Annotated in this window: 25 protein-coding genes and 1 pseudogene; 11 read left to right on the forward strand and 15 right to left on the reverse strand. The window is 62.2% G+C overall.

The features are described from left to right. Both J6497_RS41615 and J6497_RS26060 read right to left on the reverse strand, forming a co-directional pair. A pseudogene (locus J6497_RS41615) lies at nt 1–1527 on the reverse strand (autotransporter adhesin family protein); the annotation flags it as partial. Nucleotides 1528–2417: 890 nt separating this feature from the next. Next, entirely contained in the window at nt 2418–2675 is a 258-nt protein-coding gene (locus J6497_RS26060) for a hypothetical protein (protein ID WP_225707140.1), read from the reverse strand. A gap of 215 nt (nt 2676–2890) precedes the next feature. Here J6497_RS26060 and coaD point away from each other — a divergent pair, with 215 nt between their 5' ends. The 5 genes from coaD (at nt 2891) to queA (ending at nt 6093) form a co-directional block, all read left to right on the forward strand. Beyond that, nucleotides 2891–3388, forward strand: coding sequence for a pantetheine-phosphate adenylyltransferase (gene coaD, locus J6497_RS26065; RefSeq protein WP_225707141.1), 498 nt, complete (start codon nt 2891–2893; stop codon nt 3386–3388). A 37-nt stretch (nt 3389–3425) separates the two neighbouring features. After that, complete coding sequence (locus J6497_RS26070; RefSeq protein WP_225707142.1) at nt 3426–3989, forward strand: peptidylprolyl isomerase; 564 nt, start codon at nt 3426–3428, stop codon at nt 3987–3989. Between the two features lie 9 nt (nt 3990–3998). Then, entirely contained in the window at nt 3999–4433 is a 435-nt protein-coding gene (locus J6497_RS26075; protein WP_225707143.1) for a UCP034077 family protein, read from the forward strand. Beyond that, nucleotides 4409–4873 carry a peptidylprolyl isomerase gene (locus tag J6497_RS26080; protein WP_225707144.1) on the forward strand — a complete coding sequence of 155 codons (465 nt, stop codon included), beginning with the start codon at nt 4409–4411 and terminating at the stop codon, nt 4871–4873. The genes J6497_RS26075 and J6497_RS26080 overlap by 25 nt, the downstream gene beginning before the upstream one ends. A gap of 143 nt (nt 4874–5016) precedes the next feature. Continuing rightward, nucleotides 5017–6093 (forward strand): tRNA preQ1(34) S-adenosylmethionine ribosyltransferase-isomerase QueA, encoded by a 1077-nt coding sequence (gene queA, locus J6497_RS26085; RefSeq protein WP_225707219.1) that lies wholly within the window; start codon nt 5017–5019, stop codon nt 6091–6093. Nucleotides 6094–6294: 201 nt separating this feature from the next. On the opposite strand, the gene J6497_RS26090 is transcribed toward queA, so the two are convergent. From J6497_RS26090 to J6497_RS26100, 3 genes are all read right to left on the reverse strand, one after another. Next, nucleotides 6295–6915: a PepSY domain-containing protein gene (locus J6497_RS26090; RefSeq protein ID WP_225707145.1), complete on the reverse strand. Its 621-nt coding sequence runs from the start codon at nt 6913–6915 to the stop codon at nt 6295–6297. Nucleotides 6916–7583: 668 nt separating this feature from the next. Then, a complete protein-coding gene (locus J6497_RS26095) occupies nt 7584–8294 on the reverse strand; it encodes a TetR/AcrR family transcriptional regulator (RefSeq protein WP_225707146.1) in 711 nt (236 codons plus the stop codon). 92 nt (nt 8295–8386) lie between these two features. Beyond that, on the reverse strand, nt 8387–9424 hold the full coding sequence (locus tag J6497_RS26100) for an aspartate-semialdehyde dehydrogenase (RefSeq protein ID WP_225707147.1): 1038 nt from the start codon (nt 9422–9424) through the stop codon (nt 8387–8389). A gap of 254 nt (nt 9425–9678) precedes the next feature. Between J6497_RS26100 and tgt the strand changes: the two genes are divergently transcribed. Further along, nucleotides 9679–10812 carry a tRNA guanosine(34) transglycosylase Tgt gene (tgt, locus tag J6497_RS26105; RefSeq protein WP_225707148.1) on the forward strand — a complete coding sequence of 378 codons (1134 nt, stop codon included), beginning with the start codon at nt 9679–9681 and terminating at the stop codon, nt 10810–10812. A gap of 2 nt (nt 10813–10814) precedes the next feature. Here the strand turns inward: tgt and J6497_RS26110 are convergent, their stop codons facing one another. Continuing rightward, the gene (locus J6497_RS26110; protein ID WP_225707149.1) at nt 10815–11030 is read right to left on the reverse strand and encodes a hypothetical protein; all 216 of its coding nucleotides are present in this window, start codon (nt 11028–11030) and stop codon (nt 10815–10817) included. 233 nt (nt 11031–11263) lie between these two features. Between J6497_RS26110 and cysK the strand changes: the two genes are divergently transcribed. Both cysK and J6497_RS26120 read left to right on the forward strand, forming a co-directional pair. Beyond that, entirely contained in the window at nt 11264–12241 is a 978-nt protein-coding gene (gene cysK / locus J6497_RS26115) for a cysteine synthase A (protein WP_283845034.1), read from the forward strand. A 2-nt stretch (nt 12242–12243) separates the two neighbouring features. Next, a complete protein-coding gene (locus J6497_RS26120; protein ID WP_225707150.1) occupies nt 12244–12483 on the forward strand; it encodes a BrnA antitoxin family protein in 240 nt (79 codons plus the stop codon). Nucleotides 12484–12562: 79 nt separating this feature from the next. On the opposite strand, the gene J6497_RS26125 is transcribed toward J6497_RS26120, so the two are convergent. Beyond that, a complete protein-coding gene (locus tag J6497_RS26125) occupies nt 12563–13993 on the reverse strand; it encodes a caspase family protein (protein ID WP_225707151.1) in 1431 nt (476 codons plus the stop codon). 181 nt (nt 13994–14174) lie between these two features. Next, a complete protein-coding gene (locus J6497_RS26130; RefSeq protein WP_225707152.1) occupies nt 14175–15053 on the reverse strand; it encodes a DMT family transporter in 879 nt (292 codons plus the stop codon). A gap of 162 nt (nt 15054–15215) precedes the next feature. Between J6497_RS26130 and J6497_RS26135 the strand changes: the two genes are divergently transcribed. Together J6497_RS26135 and J6497_RS26140 are read left to right on the forward strand one after the other, a co-directional pair. Continuing rightward, entirely contained in the window at nt 15216–15614 is a 399-nt protein-coding gene (locus J6497_RS26135; protein WP_225707153.1) for a RidA family protein, read from the forward strand. Nucleotides 15615–15623: 9 nt separating this feature from the next. After that, on the forward strand, nt 15624–15824 hold the full coding sequence (locus J6497_RS26140; RefSeq protein WP_225707154.1) for a hypothetical protein: 201 nt from the start codon (nt 15624–15626) through the stop codon (nt 15822–15824). Between the two features lie 46 nt (nt 15825–15870). Here J6497_RS26140 and J6497_RS26145 read toward each other — a convergent pair whose 3' ends face one another. The 5 genes from J6497_RS26145 to J6497_RS26165 form a co-directional block, all read right to left on the reverse strand. Beyond that, nucleotides 15871–16422 (reverse strand): hypothetical protein, encoded by a 552-nt coding sequence (locus J6497_RS26145; RefSeq protein WP_225707155.1) that lies wholly within the window; start codon nt 16420–16422, stop codon nt 15871–15873. After that, nucleotides 16367–16723, reverse strand: coding sequence for a hypothetical protein (locus J6497_RS26150; protein WP_225707156.1), 357 nt, complete (start codon nt 16721–16723; stop codon nt 16367–16369). The genes J6497_RS26145 and J6497_RS26150 overlap by 56 nt, the downstream gene beginning before the upstream one ends. Before the next feature lie 188 nt (nt 16724–16911). Continuing rightward, nucleotides 16912–17511, reverse strand: a complete 600-nt coding sequence (locus J6497_RS26155) for a formyltransferase family protein (RefSeq protein WP_225707157.1) — start codon at nt 17509–17511, stop codon at nt 16912–16914. Nucleotides 17512–17707: 196 nt separating this feature from the next. Continuing rightward, complete coding sequence (locus J6497_RS26160; RefSeq protein WP_225707158.1) at nt 17708–18997, reverse strand: hemolysin family protein; 1290 nt, start codon at nt 18995–18997, stop codon at nt 17708–17710. A gap of 272 nt (nt 18998–19269) precedes the next feature. Further along, the gene (locus J6497_RS26165) at nt 19270–20352 is read right to left on the reverse strand and encodes a GAF domain-containing protein (protein WP_225707159.1); all 1083 of its coding nucleotides are present in this window, start codon (nt 20350–20352) and stop codon (nt 19270–19272) included. 239 nt (nt 20353–20591) lie between these two features. On the opposite strand from J6497_RS26165, the gene J6497_RS26170 reads away from it, so the two are divergent. Further along, on the forward strand, nt 20592–22199 hold the full coding sequence (locus tag J6497_RS26170) for a GMC family oxidoreductase (protein WP_225707160.1): 1608 nt from the start codon (nt 20592–20594) through the stop codon (nt 22197–22199). 271 nt (nt 22200–22470) lie between these two features. Here J6497_RS26170 and J6497_RS26175 read toward each other — a convergent pair whose 3' ends face one another. Both J6497_RS26175 and J6497_RS41280 read right to left on the reverse strand, forming a co-directional pair. Further along, nucleotides 22471–22689: a hypothetical protein gene (locus J6497_RS26175; RefSeq protein WP_225707161.1), complete on the reverse strand. Its 219-nt coding sequence runs from the start codon at nt 22687–22689 to the stop codon at nt 22471–22473. Nucleotides 22690–22981: 292 nt separating this feature from the next. After that, nucleotides 22982–23104 (reverse strand): hypothetical protein, encoded by a 123-nt coding sequence (locus J6497_RS41280; RefSeq protein WP_283845036.1) that lies wholly within the window; start codon nt 23102–23104, stop codon nt 22982–22984. Nucleotides 23105–23368 lie beyond the last annotated feature (264 nt).

Consider the following 23368-nt stretch of genomic DNA (forward strand, 5'->3'; position numbering starts at 1 on the left):
CGCCGGCGGCGAGGTCACACCCGAGCGCAAAAACCAGTCGTTATCGTTTGCGACATTCGACGTCACGCCACCACGAAAGAGCTGATACTCGAACACGCCCGCAGCAACCGGGTGGCCGAGCGTGAACGCCCCCGGCGTTGTCGCGGCACCGTCGACGGCGTCAACAACCCTGATGCCGTCGGCGACGGTCATGGCTCCGGGCCCGTTCAGGTTCGAGACGTTGATCCGGGTCGAGCCGGACGCGGTCGGGGTCGCGGTCGCGGCTGAATTTTTCTGAATCACAAGCTGATCCGACAGCGAGTCGTCGGTGCCCAGCACGGTCTGCAGGTTGAGGTTTCCATTCTGGCCGACATAGTTGCCGAAGATCACAAACCGGTCGGTCGCCGTCGGCGTGCTGTTGGTCAGGTCGATGATGCTGGCATTGTTGACAACGGCAAGGGCGCTGGGATCGTACGGCCTCACGGTGTGAGTACCGTTTCCGGCCAATACAGAACTGCCGCTTTCGATCGAAAGCGTGCCGGTCCCGGTTCCGCTGTCGCCCAGTGTCAGAGTGCTGAAGTTACTGAAGGTGAGTTGCGAATGCGCCTGGAGTCGGATGGTTTCCCAATTCCAGAGTTGTGACACAGAAGTGCCATTCGCACCGTTTTGCGAGTTGCTGAAGACGAGGGTGTCATTGCCTTGCCCGCCATCGATCGGCAATCCCGGCGTCAGATTGGTCGACGTGAGATTGGAAAGCAGCGCGGTATCATTGCCCGCCCCGAGGCTGAATCCGGTGACAATATTTCCGCCGCCCCAGTAAAGAAAATCCTGTCCCGAGCCCGTCACCACGTTTGAGCTGATCGTGCCGGCGAACATGAATACCTGATTGGTGCCATTGCCGAGATTGACGGTGCAACAAGTAGTGCCGGCCGTCTGGGCAAAAACATCGTTTCCGCCACCAAAAGTGACACTGCCCTGAACTGTCGCGCGATTGACAAAGACATTGTAGTTGCCGGCGATGTTGACGGGGCCGTTGATTGTTCCGGAATTATCGACGTTGTTGCTGGCGGTACCTGTGCTGGTGATGGTGTTGATTACACCGCCCGCTCTATTGTTGATGGTGTTGTCGAAGTTGGGATTGCCGGTAGCGGTGGCGCTGTTGCTGAACTGGAGGCCCTGGTTGAGGAGACCGCTGTTGTCGATTGTATTGGTGGGGCCCGAGAGATTGAGTTGGTTGATCGCCGCACCGGCTCGGTTGATAACGGTATTCGAAGTCGTCGCGTTTAGAGTGACGGAATTATTGAGAACGCCGAGATTGTCGATCTGATTTTGCGCGCCTGACATGATCACGGTGTTGACTGACCGTCCGGCGCGAACGAGCAAACTGTTGGTCCCGGAGCCGCTCACGGACAACGTCGTTCCGCCGAACGTGCCGTTTTGATCGAAACTCAAATTGCCATTGTTGGTGACGGTGACGTTGCCGTTGATCTGGCCGTTGTTGTTGAAGGTGAGCGACGAGAGACCATCGATCGAGAACGGCCCGTTCACGGTTGCAGTGGGGTCCACGGTGAGTGTGACATTCGGTCCAGGGGGCGGAGGCGGAGCTATCGCAAATCCGTCCGGATCGAAACCGCGACAGTTCACCGTGCTGGCGTCGGTTGCCACGCATTGCGCGAAAGCCCGTCCATCGAGCAGGCAAAGCAAAGCGACCGACGCGACCGTTTCCAACAGAAGGGGCCGCAGCGCACGTCCGCGACAGCTTCGCGCGGCATCGCGTTGAAGAAGTTGCGAACAACAGTCCTGAGGTCTTAAGTAAGCTTGCGCCGCCGGAAGCCAGTCCTGCTCGTGTCTTGCGGAGGAAGCGAACGCCGTAACCGTAATCCTTCGACCACCTTTGCGGCGGTGACCTACGTAGCCGAGCATCTGCCCCTCGCCCAGTTAACGGGTTGAGCAATCTACTGGTCAGGTCATGAGATCGGCTAAGTACGCACGCGAAAGGCGCAATGCTCTCCAACTGCAATGTTCGGACACATACAACGTTCGGTAGTAAGCGGGCAACGGTGGGTACCGCGCTGCCGCAAGATTGATCCGACGTGTTGCGCAATCGCATCGGGAAAAGTTGGAAGAGCGACCTTGTCACGGGAACTTTGCAGGGGCGGCAGAAGGTCGGTGGAAGATGCTCGCTGTTCATAGCTCCGCGCTAGATGGGCGCGCTGAGACCGGAGACAAATGACGACAAATACGCGTGGAAGGATCGCAAGACGGCCACTTCGTTGAAGCGACATCCCTGAAGCCCTTCAATCAGGATGAAGCCTCCGGCAAGGGTCGTGAGTTTCCGCACAGCCTCGAGGGAGTTCGCAATGCGGTTGTGCCCGCCATTGGTGATCGGGCGGGCACGTCATCGGTAGTACGTGAAACAGAGGGGCGCGAACGCTCGCCTATGGGGTGCGGTCGGCAGTAACCAGACGCGCTTCACGGACCGCGGCCTTCCCGCCGGCGTTGCGGAGACAGGAGACGTCAAAGTTCGGCCAGTTCTGCTGCGAGCAGTCCTTGGCGATGGGGCGGACATCCAGCCGGTCGGACTTGGCGAGGGCGCGGGGCACGCTGGCTTCGACCTGGGGCGCAAAGCCTGGAAGCAGGGTGAGCGCGGCGGCAATGAAGGCGGCAATGGCGACGGCGGAAAGTGCCTTGATCATGACGGTCCCCTGTCAGTGGGCCTTGGTGGCCCGTCGTTTAGTTGGCGGGAGTGATAGGGGTCGCTTGTTTCCTGCTGTCTTCGCAGAGGCGGAAAATGGTTTCGTTACCTCGGGGTTTTGTTTCGTCAGCGTCAGATAAATGAAACATTGGGTTTCAGAACGCTCTGGGAACCCGGCTGGCTTGCCGGCCAGCCCTGGGCAGGCTAGAGGGGGATATGCCTCGCATCGCGCTTTATCCGGGCTCGTTTGACCCGGTCACCAACGGCCATCTCGACGTGGTCAAACACGCCGTCGTCCTCTGCGATCGCCTGATCGTCGCCATCGGCGTCCATCCAGGGAAGAAGCCCCTGTTTTCGGTCGAGGAGCGCCTGGGCATGCTGGACGAGGTGTTTGGCCCCATCGCCGCGAAAACCGGCTGTGCCTTCGAATGCATCACGTTCGACGATCTGGTCGTCACCGCAGCGCAACGCGCCGGTGCTACGATTCTGATCCGGGGCCTGCGGGACGGCACCGACCTCGACTATGAGATGCAGATGGCCGGCATGAACGAAGCCATGGCGCCGGAGGTGCACACCGTGTTCCTGCCGGCCTCGCCGACGGTCCGGCCGATCACGGCCACGCTTGTCCGCCAGATCGCCGGCATGGGTGGCGACGTCTCCAGTTTCGTGCCCAAAGCCGTTGCCGCCCGCCTCAAGGCCAAATTCGCCAGCTAGCTAGCGCTCCTCCCCAGATATCCGCTCCGGAGTTTTCATGATCCGAATTCTCGCCGTTCTCGCCGCGCTGCTCTGTGTGGCTGCCGCGGTCGCGCAGCCCTTGCCGGCCAATCTGGACAAGGCCAATGCGGTCGTGATCGACACCACCAAGGGCCGCATCGTCATCAAGCTCAGGACGGACATCGCGCCGCAGCATGCCGAGCGCATCAAGCAACTGGCGCGCGAGGGCTACTACAACAACGTGCCGTTCCACCGCGTGATGGACGGCTTCATGGCGCAGACCGGCGACGGCCAGAACTTCAACGGCACCGGCGGCTCGAAATACCCGAACCTGAAGCAGGAATTCTCGAACGTGCCCTTCAAGCGCGGCATTGTCGGCATGGCTCGGCGCGGCGACAGCGTCGACAGCGCCAACTCGCAATTCTTTATCATGTACGCCGACGGACCGAGCCTGAATGGCCAGTACACCGTGATCGGCGAAGTTGTGTCCGGCATGGACGTGGTGGACAAGCTGAAGAAGGCGCCGGCGGGATCGCCGAGCGGCGCAGTGACCGATCCCGACAAGATGGTGAAGGTGCAAGTCGCGTCCGACATCAAGTGAGATTTGCCGATGCTGCGCGGCAAGCCATTTCTCTGGTTTGCGGCGCCGCTGATGCTGCTTGCTTGCGCGACGCGGGCGCAGCCGGCACCCGAGAAGCTCGACACGCTCAAGGATATCTTCGTGAGGCTGCATGCTTGCTTCAAGCCGCCGCCTTTGTCTCAGGCCAACCCGATCGACATCACCGTAATCGTCAGCTTCAACCGCCAGGGAGCGATCCTCGGGCATCCCAGGATCACCTACGAGACGGAACAGGCCAGCGACAATGACCGTTTGCAATACCGGATCGCCGTGATGGAGGCATTGCAACGCTGCACGCCATTGCCATTTACCGACGCATTGGGCGGCGCCGTCGCTGGCCGACCTTTTGCGATTCCCTTTAGAACCCGCGAGCGTCAACCCGAAGCCAAAGAGAGGCGAGCATGGCTGTCACCGAAAACACTCTGATCCTGGAAACCACCCAGGGTCCCGTCACCATCGAGATGCGGCCGGATGTCGCGCCAAACCACGTCGCCCGCATCAAGGAGCTGGTGCGCGAGGGCTTCTACGACGGCATCGTGTTCCACCGCGTGATCGACGGCTTCATGGCGCAGACCGGCTGTCCCCATGGCACCGGCACCGGCGGCTCCGGCAAGAAGCTGAAGGCCGAGTTCAACAAGGAGCCGCACGTCCGCGGCACCGCCTCGATGGCCCGCGCCGCCAACCCGGATTCCGCCGACAGCCAGTTCTTCATCTGCTTCGATGACGCCGCCTTCCTCAACGGCCAGTACACGGTCTGGGGCAAGGTCACCGAAGGCATGGAGAATGTCGACAAGATCAAGCGCGGCGAGCCGGTGCAGAATCCCGACAAGATCGTCAAGGCAAGGATGGCCGCTGACGCGGAGTAGCCGTTGCTCCTCATGGTGAGGAGCCTGCGCAGCAGGCGTCTCGGACCACGAGGCCCTCGCTGCTAGAGCCGGGCCTCATCCTTCGAGACGCGCGCGTTCCGCGCTCCTCAGGATGAGGGTCTGGTTGTATGTCGCTGGGTCCGATGCGCACCGATCTCTTCGACTTCGATCTCCCGCCTGAACGGATCGCGCTGCGGCCCGCGACTCCGCGCGATGCTGCGCGGATGCTGGTGGTGCAGGGCGACGGCGTGCTGCGCGACCGCACCGTGGCCGAGCTGCCGCAATGGCTCGAGCCGGGCGACCAGCTCGTCGTCAACGACACCAAGGTGATCGCGGCGCAATTGAAGGGCCGCCGCATCGGCCGCGAGACCGAGCCGAAGATCGAGGCGACCCTGATCAAGCGGCTTGATGGTTCGCGCTGGCAGGCGCTGGTGAAGCCGGCGAAGAAATTGGCGGAAGGCGACATCGTCCGCTTCGGCAATGAGGGCAAGGTCTGTCTGCTCGGGCATCTCGATGCGCAGGTCGAAGCCAAGGGGCAGGAAGGCGAGGTGACGCTGTCATTCTCGTTCCATGGACCTGCGCTCGACCAGGCCATCGCCGATCTCGGCGGCCCGCCGCTGCCGCCTTACATCGCCTCCAAGCGCACGCCCGATGACCAGGATGCTGCCGACTACCAGACCATGTTCGCGGCCCATGAGGGCGCGGTCGCAGCCCCGACTGCGGGCCTGCATTTCACGCCGTCGCTGGAAGCCGCGCTGCATGGCCGCGGCGTCGATATCGTCAGGCTGACATTGCATGTCGGGGCAGGGACGTTCCTGCCGGTGAAGGTGGACGACACCTCCGAGCACAAGATGCATTCGGAATGGGGCTGCATCTCCGCGCGGACCGCCGCCGCGCTGAATGCGGCGCGCGCCAAAGGCGGGCGCATCGTCGCGGTGGGTACCACCTCGCTGCGGCTGCTCGAAAGCGCGACGAGGGAGGATGGCACGATCCAGCCCTTCACCGGCGACACTGCGATCTTCATCACGCCCGGCCACCGTTTTCGCGCGGTCGATATCCTGCTCACCAATTTCCATCTGCCGCGCTCGACCCTGTTCATGCTGGTGTCGGCCTTCTCCGGGCTCGAGACCATGAGACGGGCCTATGCGCATGCGATCGCGGCGGGCTATCGCTTCTATTCCTACGGCGACGCGTGCCTGCTGTTTCGCGCGCACGAGTGATGCTGGATCTGGTGCGGGGCTGCTACGCGTTCGCGCTGCCAGTTGATGTGCCCTCGCCCTTGTGGGAGAGGGCTGCTCCGCACCGGCAACGAACTCGTTTGGGTGAGCGGTTCTCTCCACGTGCACGGTCGCCCGTGGAGACAGCCCCTCATCCGGGGCTTCGCGCCACCTTCTCCCACAAGGGGGAGAAGGGAACGAGCGTCAGCGGCTCTTGCGACGGGGCGGTTCGAGGAGCACCTGCTTCAGATCCAGTCCGCTGACGATGATGACGACAAAGTTCAGCTTGCCGCGTTCGCGGGTCAGGCCGCCGCTGATTGCCTTGCCCGAGGTGGCTCGTTCTGCCACTCGCACTGCATCCGACAGCTGCTGATCGACACCCGACAGCGAGGCGATGTTGGTGCGGTCCTCGGCATTGAGTTCCTTCAGGGACGACACGAAGCGATCCGTCGACATCTCACCGGTCGCAGCATTGATGGCGTGTTCCCAGAGCTGGCCATCATGAAATGTCCTGACTCGGAATACCGGCGCACCTGATCCCCCGTCGAAGCTGACATCCGAAGTCCTCGCGCCGGCGTGCGCCCGCTCGGCGATCTCGATGGCCCGGTTGAGCGATACCTGCGCTGTCCGGAAGATCTCGATTTGGTGGGCGATCGCCAGGTCGTCGGATTCCGTTGCCTGCTCCTGGCCCGAAGAGGAGTCAGGAGCTGACGGAGCGGCGACGGCAAAAGACGGCGCGGATGCGAGCAGCGTCAGCAGACCGATCACGAGCAGCTGCCGTGTCGTTTTGGACATCGCCCTCGTGGAGCGCGCGCGCTGATTCACCATCGATCCTCCTCCATGGCTGAAAGCACCTGGTCCGCAGCCGTGCGTCTCCCATCATTTGGCACTTCGATCCGGCATTTTTGAGTTCCGAACCGAGATCACACCGCGACATTTTTCGCTCAACCGCTGCTTATTTGCGTAAAGGCACGACACGATCTGGTCTGTGTTCGGTATGGAACCGGAGCAAAACCGGAAGACGTCGGGCGTACAGGCCTCCCGCTCTTCCGTCGTTCCTTGATCTCCTGCATCGGCTCGCGCGGCGCAGGACAGCGCCGTGATCGCAAGACCCACAGCCACGAATTGGGTGCATCTTTGCAACTTGGCAGGGGCCAATGCGGCGATCCTTCCTGGTCGAGACGACTGGCGCGCGTCGCGTCACCTGCAACAGCGCCCCTTGCGTCAACTCGGTTGCGCCGAAGGAAGACGGCCGACCCGCGTCCGGGTCGGCCGTCCGAACAACGCAAGCCGGGCCCCGGGGGCCAGACAGCCACGGTTGCGCCGATCGAAGTTTGCGACGGCGTGAGCGCTGGGCGATGTCCGGTGCGGCAGATATCGCCGGCCCACTTAATAAAACCATACCGTATCGTTTAGTTATCGTCAACAATCCATCCGGCACCGGAAGCCACCCAAATCGGGCGGCGGCCTGCGGCCTTGAATCGTCGAGTTGGTCAGCGGGGCGGGCGGGTTCGTGCGCCGGACCGGTGCGGCCGACCCAGTCCGCCGATACCGGTCATGAAAAGCCGCAAGGACGCCCGCAAGCGCTTTTCTTCAGCTTTCCGGTCGATTGGAATGCCATTGGTCGCCTGCCGGAAGGTGTGGCCGACGGTGATGTTGAGATAGACCTCAGCGGCGATCGTCGTGTCCTCGATCTGGGCCGCTCCCTCGGCGACCAGGCGATCAAACAGACGTGTCATCGTCGAAACGGCTTTCAGATAGCCTTCTTCTTCCGCGAGCCGGGCAAGCTCGGGAAAGTTGGTTGCCTGTGCCGCCACAATGCGGCTCAGCGCCCCGGGTTCGGGTCCGCTGATCAGATCGAGCATCTGCCGCGCGAGATCGAGGAGAGCCTGCTCGACGGAAATGCTGGAAACATCGCTGCACTGCATTTCCGCCGCGGTCGCGAGCGGGGAGAGCCAGCGCGAAATCTCGCGCCGCAGCACGGCCTCGAACAGGCCACGCTTGTCGCGATAGCGGGCGTAGACGGTGGGCTTGCTGACCCGCGCCGTTTCCGCGACGGCGTCGATCGACGTCGCCTCGAAGCCGCGCTCCAGAAAGAGCCGGGTGGCAACTTCGATCAGCCGCAGGTCGCGCTGGATGGCGGCGCTTTTTGTCGGACGGCCGCCGCGAGATCTCGCAACCCTTTGCCGTGCCGCCCGTGCCATTACCCTCGTCAGTGGTTCCGTCCTCTCCGCGCTACGATGTCCTTCGCTCTATATCGCGCCGCTATCCAGCCGTCATCGCCAATCTGCCGGCCTCATGCCATCACTCGCTCGGGCAACAGCTCCGCGATCTGGACCGCGTTCAGCGCCGCGCCCTTCAGGAGCTGGTCAGCCGCCACGAAGATCGAGATCGAATGGCCGCTCGGGTCGCTCAGATCCTTGCGGATCCGGCCGACCAGCACGTCGTCCTGGCCGGACGCATCGATCGGCATCGGGAAGTAATTCCTGGCGCGATCATCCACGATCCGCACGCCCGGCGCGACCGCAAGGAGCGTGCGCACCTGGTCCTCGCTGATCGGCTTCTCGCATTCAAACGTGATGGCCTCGCAATGCGCGCGCAGCACCGGCACGCGGACGCAGGTGACGCCGATTGCGATTCTGTCGTCCTCGAAGATCTTGCGGGTCTCCTTGATGACCTTGGTCTCCTCGTCGTTGTAACCGGTCTCGGGATCGACGGCGGTGTTGTGGTTGAACAGGTTGAAGGCGTAGGGATGCGGCATCACCTTCGGCGTATAGACCTGTCCGTTGAGATTGGCGCGGGTGGATTCCACCAGCTCTTCCATGGCCGCGGCGCCGGCGCCGCTTGCGGCCTGGTAGGTCGAGATGATCACGCGCTTGATGCGGTTGTTCTGGTGGATCGGCCAGAGCGGCACCAGCGCGGTGATCGCGGCGCAATTGGGATTGGCGATGATGCCCTTGTGCCCGCGGATGCGGGACGCGTTGATCTCCGGGATCACCAGCGGCACCTTCGGGTCCATGCGAAAGGTGGAGGAATTGTCGACGACGACGGCGCCGGCCTTCACCGCGATCGGTGCGAACTTCTTCGACACGCCGCTGCCTGCCGAGAACAGGGCGATGTCGACACCTTCGAACGAGCGTTCGTTGAGCTCCTCGATGACGACCTTCTGCCCGCGGAAGTCGATGGTCTTGCCTGCCGAGCGGCTGCTTGCGAGCGGCTTCAGCTTGCGCACGGGGAAGCCGCGCCGGTCCATGGTGGCGATGAACTCGGCACCGACGGCGCCGGTCACGCCGGCAATGGCAACAACGGGATCGTTCTTCACGGGAATCTCCATCAGGATTGGACAAATAAAAAAGCCCCGGACCTTCTTCAGGCGGGGCTTCGGTTCGAGATGATGCGGTCGGTCCGACTACGCGCGCACGCCTCCCAAGGCCCCGGGGAGCTTTTTGGCCGTGGTGGTACGTTTGGTCGCGATCATCATGGTGGCGGACTTATGCGGGAGAGTTTGGGCACCGTCAACGGTTTCGGGGCAGGAAATCGCCCTCAACGCGGTTGAACAGGGGCCGTTGTCACGCCATAAGCGGCCGCATGAGCCTTCCCAATCAGTTCGAATTGCTCGCGACCGACGGCGATGCCCGTACCGGCCGGCTGACCACGCCGCACGGCGTGGTGCGCACGCCCGCCTTCATGCCGGTCGGCACGGCCGGCGCGATGAAGGGCTTGCACTGGCGCGAGGTGCGCGACGCCGGCGCCGACATCGTGCTCGGCAACACCTACCATCTGATGCTGCGGCCCGGTGCCGAGCGCATTGCAGCCCTCGGCGGCCTGCAGAAGTTCACCGGCTGGAACGGGCCGATGCTGACGGACTCCGGCGGCTTCCAGGTGATGTCATTGTCGGAGTTGCGCAAGGTCAGCGAGAACGCCGTGACCTTCCGTTCGCATATCGATGGCGCCAAGGTCGAGCTGTCGCCGGAGCGCTCGATCGAGGTGCAGCGGCTGCTCGGCTCCGACATCGCGATGCAGATGGATGAATGCGTGCGGCTGCCGGCGGAGCGCGACGATGTCGAGCGCGCGATGCGGCTCTCGCTGCGCTGGGCCGAGCGCAGCAAGCGCGCCTTCGAGACTGCGCCTGCCGGCTACATGCTGTTCGGCATCGTGCAGGGCGGTGATGTGCCAGAGCTGCGCCGGCGGAGCGCCGAGGCGCTGGTCGATATCGGCTTTCACGGTTATGCGATCGGCGGGCTCGCGGTCGGCGAACCGCAGGCGGTGATGCTTGCGATGATCGAGGAGAGCGCGCCGGTGCTGTCCGCGGACCGCCCGCGCTATCTGATGGGCGTCGGCACGCCTGAGGACATCCTGGAAGCAGTCGCGCGCGGCGTCGATATGTTCGACTGCGTCATGCCGACGCGGAACGGACGCCATGGTGTGGCGTTCACCCGGTTCGGGCCCGTGAACCTGCGCAACGCGCGGCACGCCGACGACCCGCGCCCGCTGGACGAAGAGAGCGCGTGGCCTTCCGCGCGCACCTGTTCACGCGCCTATCTGCATCACCTCGTGAAGTCGGGCGAGACGCTCGGCGCAATGCTGCTGTCGGAAATCAACATCGCCTACTACCAGCAGCTCATGCACGACATTCGCGCCGCGATCGCTGGCGGGAGATTTGAGGACTTCCAACAGCAAACGTGCACCGACTGGGCGCGTGGCGACATCACTGCGAGATAGGCTCAATTGCACATGAAGCGCTTGATCGAGTGCTTGGTCACGAAACCGTAACCGCAGGTGTCGCAGGTCCAGAGATAGCTGATGATGCTGTCGTACAGATAGGCCGACGCTTCCGCCGCTACCATGGAGTCTGCGCACACTGGGCAGGTCGGCAGATCGCACCCACGCGGGTTCGGACGAACCGCGATGGTCGACGGGATTTCAGCGAGCGCTGTCATCGTGACCTCCTTGCGATCTGACCTGGGAGTTTAATTCACCAGTAACTTATACACCCGTTTGTTTGACGTTGTCGCAACACAAATACGTTGGTTTATCGCTATTTAGAAACATTTCGCTATTGCGATGCAGCGATTTGTTAGTCGATTATTTCGCCTTCTTGCGCCGCAGTGTGCACTGTTCCTAACTAACAGCGTCCGCGATTTCCGCGGCACATTTTGTCAGGGAGCCCGCGATGGATGCGCCTTCAGCTATGCGTGCAGTGCAACGGCCGGGACGAGGACTGGTCTATGACTCCATCGTGGATGCGATCGGCGACACCCCGATCGTCCGGCTGCGCCGATTGCCGCAGGCCCACGGCGCGCACGCGACGATCCTCGCCAAGCTGGAATACTTCAATCCGGCGGCGAGCGTAAAGGATCGCATCGGGGCTGCGATGATCGTCGCCATGGAGAAAGCCGGGATCATCAATGCCGATACCGTGCTGATCGAGCCGACCTCGGGCAATACCGGCATTGCGCTGGCGTTTGTCGCGGCCTCGCGCGGCTATCGGCTGAAACTGGTGATGCCGGAATCGATGTCGATCGAGCGCCGCAAGATGCTGGCGTTCCTCGGCGCCGAACTCGTGCTGACGCCGGCAGCGCAGGGCATGAAAGGCTCGATCGCGACTGCGGAAGAGCTGGTGCGCACGACGCCCAATGCGGTGATGCCGCAGCAGTTCAAGAACCTCGCCAATCCGGAAGTTCATCGCCGCACCACCGCGGAGGAGATCTGGAACGATACCGGCGGGAACATCGACTATTTCGTCGCGGGCGTGGGTACCGGCGGCACCATCACCGGCGTCGGGCAAGTGTTGAAGCCACGCAAGCCGTCGCTGCGCATCGTTGCCGTCGAGCCCAAGGAGAGCCCGGTGCTGTCAGGCGGCCAGCATTCGCCGCACAAGATTCAGGGCATCGGCGCCGGTTTCATCCCTGACATCCTCGATCGTTCTGTGATCGACGAGATCGTCAAGGTCAACAGCACCACCGCAATCGAGACCTCGCGTGCGCTGGCGCGGAGCGAGGGCATTCCCGGCGGCATCTCCTCGGGGGCGGCGATCGCCGCGGCGCTTGAGATCGGCAAGCGGCCGGAAGCGGCGGGGAAGACCATCCTGGCCGTGGTACCGTCATTCGCCGAGCGCTATCTGTCGACGGCGCTGTTTGAAGGAATCTAGCAATGGCCGATCAACCCAGGCGACCGCGCACGCTGAACGACGCCCGCAGCGAGGCGGAGGCGGCGTTCAAGCGCGCCACCACCAAGGTGGCCGTGGCGCCGCCGAAGACGAACGCCGCTCCTGGCGTGAAAGAGCAGGTCACGCTGCGCATCGACCAGGACGTGCTGGAATGGTTCCAGGAAGGCGGCCCGGGATGGCAGGACCGCATCAACGAGGCGCTGCGCAGGGCCGCGGGGAAATAGCCCCCGACGTCGACGAAATCCACGGCATCCAATAAAAAGCCCGGCGCGAGCCGGGCTCTTGTTTGAGCTTGTTGGCGCATCACCGACGGAACGCGCCGCCCAGCATACCGCCTACGACGCCGCCGACGAAGGCGGCTCCGGGATCGACGCCTCCGCCATGGTAGCGCGGAGCCGGGGCGGGAGCTGAGGTGCCGCCGCTGCTGCTGGCGCGACGACGAGCGGGACGTTCCTCATCCGAACTCGCCGAGGGTGTCGCCACGACCTCGGTCAGCAGCGCCTTGTGCTGCAGCCGGTTGAGGTAGCCGCTCTTCGGATAGCCGCGCGCGGCCTGCCAGCGCGTGATCACGGCGCGCGTCGGGTCGTCGAACTTGCCGGTTGCCTTGACGTCGAAGCCGAGCCCGTTCAGGCGGCGCTGCACGTCGCGGCGCTGGCCCTTGTCGAGACCGATCTGGTCCTCAGTGACCTGGTTCGCTTCCTCGGTGAAGGTCGCAGGATCGATGCCGGCGGTAAGGTTGCGCGTCTGCGTGCTCGGAGCTGCACCGCTCTCGAGCGCAGCGATGCGGGCGAGGGCGAGCGAACGGAACTGGCCGTTCGGATAGCTCAAGAGATAGGCGTTGAACTCTTCGGTCTTGTTGGAGTCCTTGATCGAACGCCAGAACTCGAGCTCGACATCCGAGCTCGGTGCGGCCGCAACCGCGGTCGATCCCGCCGGAGCGGCGGCCGCCGGCGTGTTGTTCGCCGGCATGCCATTGAGATACACCGAGCCGATCAGGTTGGTGTGGCCCCAGGGCAACTGGCCCTTGTTGGTCTCCTCGTTGACCTGGGCGCGGACCTTGGTCATCGCCTGCTGGATCTCGACGCCGGGCTGGGTGATGTTGGCGATCAGCGCGCGCGTGAACGGGCTGTTGGCGCCTTCCTGACCGTCGAGCGCGGTCTGGCCCGGGCCGGTCGCGAACGCGATCAGCGTGCCTTCGCCGGATTTCATTTCGGCAAGGCCGGTCTGCACATTGACGCTTCGCGTCGCCGAGTTCGACTTGATCTTGGCGGCGAACGGATTGTCGCGGCAGGCATCGAGGAACACCAGCTTGACCTTGGCATCGCTCATGGTCTGGTCGAGCGTGAGGTCGATGTTGATGGCAGAGCCCAGCTTGACGTCCATCTCCGACTTGATGTCGGCATCGATTGGCAGCAGATAGTTGGTGCCGCTGATCGCGATGCCATGGCCGGCATAGTAGAACACCGCGATATCAGCTCCCTGCGCCTTCTTGCCGAAGTCGAGCAGCTTCTCAGTCATTTTGTCGCGGGTGAGGTTGGTGCCCTCGACCACCTCGAAACCGACATTGCGCAATGCGCCCGCCATCGACTTGGCGTCGATGGTCGGGTTCGGCAGTGGCGTCACGTTTTTGTAGGCGCCATTGCCGACCACGAACGCGACGCGTCTGTCGGCGTGAGCGGCGGTTGCGGTCAGCGCCACGCAGATCAAGGAGGCGAGGAGGGTAAGGGTGCGCATCTGAAATCCCCCAGCAGAATCGAAAAGACTTTGGCTATAACGCGTTGCGTCAGATTACACGAAAACACCACCATTCGCGCAGCAAAAAAAACCGCAGCGGTCGAGGGTGAGGATCCTGTTGCCGTGAGGCATGCGACGACGCGCGCCGCCTGCGTGATCGACGTCACAGCCGTGTCGAATGTCAGGTCCCTGCGCGGACGTGAGCCGGCGCGTTCGGTTTCAAATTCAAGAGATTACCGGTCAGGATGAGCGCCGCGCCGAGCACGGTGAACAGGTCGAGCCGTTCCGAATAGATCAGCCAGCCCGCCGTTGCGGTCAGCGGCACCCGGAGGAAATCCATGGGAATCACGACCGTCGCATCCGCGTACAGCATCGCGCGCGCCATGCAGTAGTGCGAGAAAGTGCCGCAGAAGGCGATCAGGACGACCCAAACCCACACATGCGCCGGCGGCCATGTCCAGACATAGAGCGACGGCAAGAGGCCGGCGGCCGACTGCACAACCAGCATCCAGAAGATGATCGAGAGCGTCTGTTCGGTGCGGGTCAGTGACTTCACTATCGCAATCGAGATGCCGAAACCCACGGCTGCGGCGAGCGCGATCAATTGGCCCGGATTGATCTCACCGGTGGCGGGGCGGACGATGATGATTACGCCGATCAGGCCGAGCACGATGGCTGCGATCTTCCACACCGTCATGCGTTCGCCGAGGAAGGCTGCAGCGAGGATTGCCGTCCAGATCGGCATGGTGAATTCGATTGCTACCACCTGGCCGATCGGGATCAGCGTGAGTGCGAAAAACCAGCCGAGCTGCGCACCATAATGGATCAAATTGCGCGCGATGTGCATGTGCACGCGCGCTGTCTTCAGGATCGACAATCCGCCGCTCGCGTGGATCAGCGGGTACAGCATGAAGAAGCCGAGGATCGAGCGCGCTTCCATCAGCTGAAACACGTTCATGTCCCGCATCGCTTCGCGGCCCGAGATCGCGATGACCAGCATCAGCGTGAGCCAACCCGCCATCCACAGTGCGGCCTTGGTCTTGGAAGGTGTACGGTCCATCGGTGATGCAGAAAAAAGAGAGGGGCGGGAACGCCGGTATCGGCGAGCTCGACGTGATTTGCAACTCGCAATTCCGGGGAGGCAGCGATGCAAGGCCCTTCAGCTTTGCCGTGACCGCCCGTTCGGTGCTAAGCATCGTCCGGCTTCTGGGAGGATAAATTCATGCATGTCTTGCAACCGGCCGAATGGTCGAAACCCCGCGGCTTCTCGCATGGCGTCAGCTTCGATGGACCCGGCAAATGGATCGTGCTGGCGGGCCAGACCGGCGGCGATGAGAAGGGCGATTACGCGCCGGACCTTGCGGCGCAGGTCGCCACTGCGCTGAAGCGGATTATCAAGCTCTTGAGTGAAGCGGGCGCCCGGCCTGAGCATATCGTCCGCCTGACCTGGTATCTGACCAGCCGCGCTGAATACGAGGCCGCAGGCGCCGGGATCGGCGCGGCCTGGAAGGAGACGCTGGGCCGCAATTTCCCGCCGTCGACCTTGCTTTATATCGATGGCCTGGTCGATCAACGCGCCAAGGTCGAGATCGAAGTCACCGCGTTCGTTCCCGCGGCATAGGGCGCGCCAATGGCAAATCGCAAAACATCAGCGGATTTCGTGACCGGCTTCGCCACCGGCTGGCCCGACCATCAGCCTGATATCATGGTGCTGTCGCTGACGACGCACAAAGGCGTGCAGGATTTTGCGTTCAACAAGGAACAGGCGCTGCTGATCGCCAAGACCATCAAGGATACTGCCGAGCGGCTGGCGAAACCAAAGACAAGCTAGACCAGTTGCGTGATCGTCGGCTGCTTCTGCAGGCGGTGATCGCGCGCTATCTCGCCAGTGAAATACTGGCCGAGCGGAAACCGCTGTCCGCGCTGATGCTGACGGATTGCCTGTTGCCGCTCGTCCTCATGCTGAGGTTGGCGTTGAACCCGCCGGCACTGGCGGCAACCTGGAAATTACCGGCGCCGCCGCGGCCCTGCAGATTGCCACTGATCCCGCGGCTGGATTCGCTCCAGTTGCCGGAGATCGCGCTGCCTCGGGCGACCACATCGGCCTGCAGGTTGAACTTGTAGGCATCGCTGGCGCAGGTGAGTGACATGGCCATGTTGACGCCGCCGACGCGGTAGGTCGCGCGGCAGCGGATGCGCTCCCTGGAGCCGTCGTCCAAGGTCACGCTGCCGCCGCCATGCCAGGTGCCGGCCATTCCGGCGAACGGGCCGGATTGGGCATGGCTGGGGGAAACTGCAAACGTCGTTATTGCGAATGCGGCTGCGAACGTCAGTCGTCGTGCGGAAAGGAGTAGTTCCGAGATCCGGTGGATCTTACTGACGAGACGCTTCCCATCGACCGCTGCACGGCACGCCTGCTGACGCCCCATTCCACTTCCCCGATCCGGAGTTGCCACTGAGTTGACCGTTCGCATATGCACCATTGATCGAGACCCGCACAAGTCCCTCGCGGCCAACCCTACCTGAGATAGCGGCGCCCGGCGCGGAGATTTGACCGTCTGCGACCGTCACCGTGGAGGAGCTCGAAGGCTGGCAGCTTCCGGTTTTGGTGACCACGGTGACCTGCCAAAGGCCATCATAGGGCTGCTGGGCCGAAACAGGGGCAGAAATCAGGGCAGCAGAACCGAGAAAAGACGCAAACAGCAGCGCGCGAATGCGGTCAGGACGCATGGATCAGATTTCCTTGAAATGTGTGTGATCAATCCGGCTTATCCAGTCACAATGTGTTCAAAATGGGCCGTCCTGTGGAAGGCAAAAAGTTCCTGTGACATCAAACACGTCATGGTGAATTCGCATAGTGAACTGCGATGGTGAATCGGCGTGTTCGAAATTGCGCGCTCGATGCTTGCGGCTGGCCTTCAGTGCCCGGCGTCCGAAAGACTCGGTGCCTTGGTCGCGAACTGCTCGTCCTGTGGCCTGGCGGGAAGGCTGCCGTGGGCTCTCGCGTAGTCGACCACCTCGGCGAGCAGCCGAAGGCCCAGCGGCGCCAGCGCACGGTCCCAGAGCTCGCGCGCTGTTTCGCCCTTCTTGACGAACACCCAGTCCTGCGCCGCGATGGCGCCGGCATCCATGCGGTCGGCGAGATGATAGATGCTGCCGCCGGCGATCGGATCGCCTTCCTTGATGGTCCATTCCACCGCAGCGATGCCGCGGTGTCGCGGCAGCAGCGAAGGGTGGTAGCCGACCCCACCGAGTTTCGCGGCGGCCAGCGCTTCCTTGCTGACGCGGGCGTGGCTGTGGGCGGTCACAATCAGGTCGGTTTTGGGCGCAATCTCGGCGGCCGTGACGAGTTTGGGATTGGCCTGCACCACCACGTCGATGCCTGTGGCCCGGGCGGCTGCCGCCAGCCGGTCTTCGCCATCGTGCACCACGACCCTGGCGACATCGACTTCACGTTGGCGCAGCATATTCAAGGTCGCCACGCCGAAATGGCGGGAACCGACAAGGGTGATCCGCATATCTGTGTTCCGTACCTGATCTTGCCGTTATGCCGATAGCACAGGGGGCCGGCTGTCCCGCCGCCGGGGATGGACAAGTTCCTGGTTATCAACAGAACGGCGCTGCAGCGAGCCGGTCCGGCGCATGGGACGGGTGCGCAACAGCCGTTACGGCAGGGCAGGGAACCGACAGGATTTCCTGGCCAGAAGAGCCAAGTCACGTCTCTTCCACGCGGCTGGCCATTGCCTTGTCGATGCGCCGGCCGTCGAGGTCGACGATCTCGAATCGCCAGCCATGGGCCGTGACTTTTTCGCCGACATTGGGAATCGCGCCGAATTCCTGCAGCAGGAAGCCGGCAAAGGTCTGGTAGGGCCGCGGCGAGGGCAGGGTGATGCCGAGCAAGTCGGCAAATTCCAGCGCCGGCATCCAGCCCGAGATCAGGTAGGAGCCGTCATCGCGCCTGACGTAAGCGGGCTCGGCGGGCCCTTCCTCTGTGTGGAAGGCGCCGACGATCGCTTCCAGGATGTCGGCGCTCGTCACCACGCCCTGGAAGGTGCCGTATTCATCGTGCACGAGCCCGATATGGACGGCGGAATCGCGAAGGATCGCGATCACGTCGCGTGCATCGACGGTCTCCGGAATCACCGGCGCCTCACGGACCAGTGAGCGGATGTCCGGCGTTTCGCCAGACAGATACGCATCGAGCAGATCCTTCGCCTGCACGATGCCCAGTGCAATATCGCGATTGGTGTCGAACACGACGACGCGCGAGTGGCTGGTCTCAAGCAGCGTGGCGTAGATCTCGGAAGGGGTATCGGCAAGGTCGATCGAACTGACCTCGTGGCGCGGCGTCATCACCGCGCCGACCGGGAGATCGCCGAGCCGCATCACGCCCGCGATCATCTCTTTCTCGCCGGGCTCGAGCACGCCAGCGTTTTCGGCTTCGACCACCAGCGTCCTGATTTCCTCCTCGCTGACCTTTTCCTCGGCTTCGCCGCGATGGCCAAGCAGCCACAGCAGCGCCTTGCCGGAGCGGTCGAGCAGCCAAACCAATGGCAGCGAGATCCTCGCCATCCACACCATCGCTGGCGCGACCTTGACCGCGATCGCCTCGGGATCGCGCAGCGCGATCTGCTTGGGGACGAGTTCGCCGACGATCAGCGAGGCATAAGTGATGACGGTGACGACAAGACCGACGCCGATGGCATCCGCGAGCGTTTGCGAAACGCCCAGCCCCAGCAGCCACTGCGAGACCCGTTGTCCGAGCGTTGCCCCGGAGAACGCACCTGACAGCACGCCGATCAGGGTAATGCCGATCTGCACGGTGGAAAGGAATTTGCCCGGATCGGATGAAAGCGCCAGCGCCCGCCGCGAGCCGCTCACGCCCTTTTCCACCAGTCCCGCCAGCCGTGCCGGCCGGGAGGAAACGATCGCCAGTTCCGACATCGAAAGCAGGCCGTTGACGACAATCAGAACAAAAACGATCGCAAGTTCTAGATAAAGCACGATAAACCTTTTTCGAGCTCAGCCGCGACAGGACCGAACATATAGGAAGCGCAATCCGACTGGTTGCGGCTTCCCGACGCCGTCCGGAACAGGCGCGCCGCGCAAATGTGTTAACACAGGTTTGGTGAGGGGCATGTCACGCCATGAAGCCAGGCCATCGTGCACTGTTGGCACCACCGATCACATGCGCTCGGACAATCCGGCTGAACAGTCGAAGTGCGGACGTATCAGGGCTACAAGTGACGGTTCAAAAGGGGACCAAAGCATTTGCATCAAAAACCTTGGGGGCCCGACAAGAGGCCTTGCGTGGCTCGCGACTGAACTTCGCCGGAAGCAAGTTTCGCGAGCAGTCGAAGGAGGTGCTCTTGATCAGCATCCAGCCTGCGCGGCTCGCGGTCGATGACGCACAATGATCCCAACGCGAATCCGTCGGCATCGACGATTGGGACGCCCGCATAGAAGCGAAAGTAAGGTTCGCCAGCAACGGCCGGATTGGAGACAAATCGCTCGTCAAGAGACAAATCGGCAACAGCGAAAATCCCTCTCTGCAGTATGGTGTAATTGCAAAATGCCCAGCTTCGCGGTGTCTCAGTCATTTCGAGGCCCTGGCGCGATTTGAAGAATTGGTGATTCGATGTGAGCAGGGTCACCAAAGCGACGGGCGTCTTCAGACTGTAGCTCGCCAGCCAAGTCAATTCGTCCAGCGCTTCTAAGGGCTCTGCGCCCAACAAGCCGGATCTCTCCAGGGCCGCCAGTCGCTGGGTCTCGTTTAAGGCAAGTGGAAATGATGCTTCTCCCGGGAGCAACTCGGCCGGCTCGCTCGTGCCCTTTAATGCGATGCGCATTGCATCGGTGAGCTCTTGCGGGTTCGACACCATCGCATGCAACCGGGCAGCAATGGCACTTGGAAAGGATGAGGCACCTCCAAAGCCAATAAGCTTCGTCATTCTAATGACGGAGCTCGACGCCAGGTAGTCCAAGAACGATGTTCCTTCTCTGCGGTCCATATCGACATCAACGACGACGGCGGCTGGAGCTCGGGAGCCTATCGACGACGATGCCGCATACGCACTCGTATAAGCTTCGACGGTACATCCACCGATGGCGGCGAGCTGCTCTCCGAGTATCGATAACCGCTCCGGCGAGGTGAGGAGAAGAACACGCGCCGAGTCAGCATGCCGAACGGCGTTCCGTCGAGCCATCAAAGTCAGAACGTCGGCCCGGTAGACGCGTCGATGACCGCCGGGCGTTTTCCAGGAGATCAACGAGCCGCCCTCGATCAGCAACTGGGCTGTACGCACCGATATGCCGAGTAATTTTGCCGCTTGAGACGTGGTCAGAATGTCCTTGTCCATTTTCCAAGCTTCGTAACGTGCCCGACTTTGTATAGCTGCAGCGGTTTCGCCTTGAGATCCAGGTGCTTGCCGAAGGTACGCACATCACCGTGAAAATCAACTATATTTGATATATTTGATATAATTGATAGTTCATATAGGCGTGGCATGGCCACAGCGTGCGTGTGTGTGCGGCTTCCCATCATCCAGCCACCTGGTGGCGAGTAAATTCAATCGGCACAACCGGAGGACGAAAATCGATGGCCACTATCCAGTCTCGCTCACAATCTCGGGCAGATTCGCGCAAGCCCGGTGGAAGCCACGGAGAAGCCTACGAAGTTTATGATTTCATCGTCTGCGGCGCCGGGTCTTCGGGATCGGTTGTCGCGGCACGTTTGGCGGAGAATCCCGAAGTCCGCGTGTTGCTGCTCGAGGCTGGAGGAGACGATGATGTTGCGGCGGTCATGGCTCCGGCCGCCTGGCCCTCCAATTTGGGTTCGGACCGTGATTGGTGCTTCACCGCCACCCCTAACCCTCATCTGAATGGCCGCGCCATCCCACTCAACATGGGCAAGGTGCTTGGCGGTGGGTCCAGCATCAACGTCATGGTCTGGGCGAGAGGCCATAAGAACGACTGGGAGCACTTCGCTGCGGAAGCTGGCGATCCCGCCTGGGGATACCAATCAGTTCTTGGAATCTATCGTCGCATTGAGAACTGGCAGGGTGCGAAGGACCCTCTGCGACGCGGCATCGGTGGCCCCGTCTTCGTTAACTCGGCCGCGCAGCCACAGCCGGTCGCCTTGGCCATGATCGAGGCTGCCCAGGCGTTAGGTGTGCCGCGCTTCAATAGTCCCAATGGCGAGATGATGGAGGGTCGGGGAGGCGTCGCTATCAATGACTTGATCGTTCGCGACGGACGGCGCGTCTCGGTGTTCCGCTCCTACGTCCAGCCTCGACGGGGGCAACACAATCTCACGATCCGCACGCATACCCTGGTAAGCAAGCTGATTTTCAACGGAACGTCGGTTATCGGCGTGGAGGTCATCCAAGATGGTGAGTATTGCCAATATCGTGCTGAACACGAAGTAATACTCTCCCTTGGCGCTATTAACACACCGAAGGTGCTTATGCAGTCGGGTATCGGACCCGATGCAGAACTCCGGCGGCACGGCATCCCAACCATTCAACATTTGGGAGGTGTAGGTCAGAATCACCAAGATCACGTGTCTTTCGGTTGCATCTTTGAATACAGGGAGCCGCAGCGGATCGGATATGGAGGCTCAGAGGCCACGCTATACTGGTCAAGCGACGCGCGCTTGAAGCTTCCTGACATGTTTCATTGTCAGGTGGAATTTTCGGTTCCGAGTGCAGAAACCGCATCATTGGGTGTTCCAGCGCACGGCTGGACGATGTTTGCGGGACTGGCCCATCCCAAGAGCCGTGGATCGGTCCATCTGTCTGGTCCAAATCTGCAGGATCCGGTTCTCATTGAAGCCAACACACTCTCGCATCCGGACGATCTCACGACAGCCCTCGCCAACATCGAACTGTGTCGCGAACTCGGCGGCCATAGAGTGTTCGCCGACCTGGTAAGTCGCGAGGCTCTGCCTGGTAACCTTGATGAAGGGGCTATGCGAAACTACGCGCGAAATGCCGCGGTCACTTATTGGCATCAGTCTTGTACCGCAAAAATGGGGCGTGACTCGATGTCGGTGGTCGATAGTCGGCTCAAGGTCTATGGGATCGAAAAGCTCCGCATCGCGGATGCGTCGATCATGCCAAACATCACCAGCGGAAACACCATGGCGCCCTGTGTCGTCATTGGTGAACGCGCGGCAGAAATGATCAAGGCTACCCACCGCATTTAGCATTGAAGGGCTGGCTTCGGCACGCGAGGCTGGCCCTTCACAGCTGCCACAACAAGACACGGCGCGAGCATCATGGCGCGGCGTCATCACCGCGCCGGCTGGGGGACTGGGGCGGGGTCTCCCCGCAATTCGCAATTATCCGAGCGTGTGGAGAGAGCTCTCACGCGGCATTCGCCGGCCGACCTCCCTCGCAAGCGGAGGAGGTGAAGCCAATCCGCGGCCGATTCGATCTGATCGGATCATGCTCTGTCTGCGCCGCCCGGAAGCGTTTCTAGCGCCAGCCGAGAATGCGCATCTCGGGTGTTGCGAAGCTGCGCTCCGGCTCCGCGCTCTGTTTCGGCTCCAGCTCAGCGGCCCGTCTGAGATGCGCGCGCAAGTCGGCGTTGCATTGCTTCATCTGGTTGCGCAGCTCACGCCGGCCGAAAGGCGTGAGCGAGGGATCGGCGAGTTGCTGCCAGGCGGCACGAAGCCATTCCTGCAGCGAACGCATGTCTTGATCCAAGATGTCTGGCTGGGTCATGCCGCCAAAATCTCATGAGAAACGATCAAGGCTGCAGTACGTCTGATTCGTCGCAAAACACCTAGAACAAAAAGCGCCAGGGTTGTATTTCGAGCCGCCAATGATCCGGACTGGCATCTTTATTGGTGCTGTCCGGATGAGCGCGCCGCATATCCCATCGCGAGTCTGATGCCGACCAGCACGGCGGCGATCATTGCGATGTTCGCGTCAAACGCTCAAACCGTATTGTCGTCCCGGGTCACAGCCCTGAACGGGGTGTAGACTACTTGCGGCTCGGGAGCTGGACCGGGACGTGCGGCGATTTGCTGACTGCGCGCTGACTTCCGTCGCTCTCGGTGTAGCTCCTCAGCGTCTCCAGCAGCAGGATGAATTTCTCGGCGAGCATGGCAGCCTCCATCAGTGCTTTCTAATCTGTGCGAGGCACGCTGCCGGCAATTCGATCAATTAAGCGAGAGCTGAGGATGCAGCTTTTGCTGCAACGCATCGCTGGAGCCGATGACGAGGTCCGGCCGTCCGATCATGCTGCGCCGATCGCACACGCTCGACATGTCCCGTAGTCGCCCGGATGGATCGCGCCGTGGATTTTGCGTATGAGGCGACTGTTCCAGCAGACATCATCGCGCTGATGGGGCAGGGGGTTGATGCGACG

The organism is Bradyrhizobium cenepequi (assembly GCF_020329485.1).
In the GTDB taxonomy this organism is placed as follows: Bacteria; Pseudomonadota; Alphaproteobacteria; order Rhizobiales; family Xanthobacteraceae; genus Bradyrhizobium; species Bradyrhizobium cenepequi.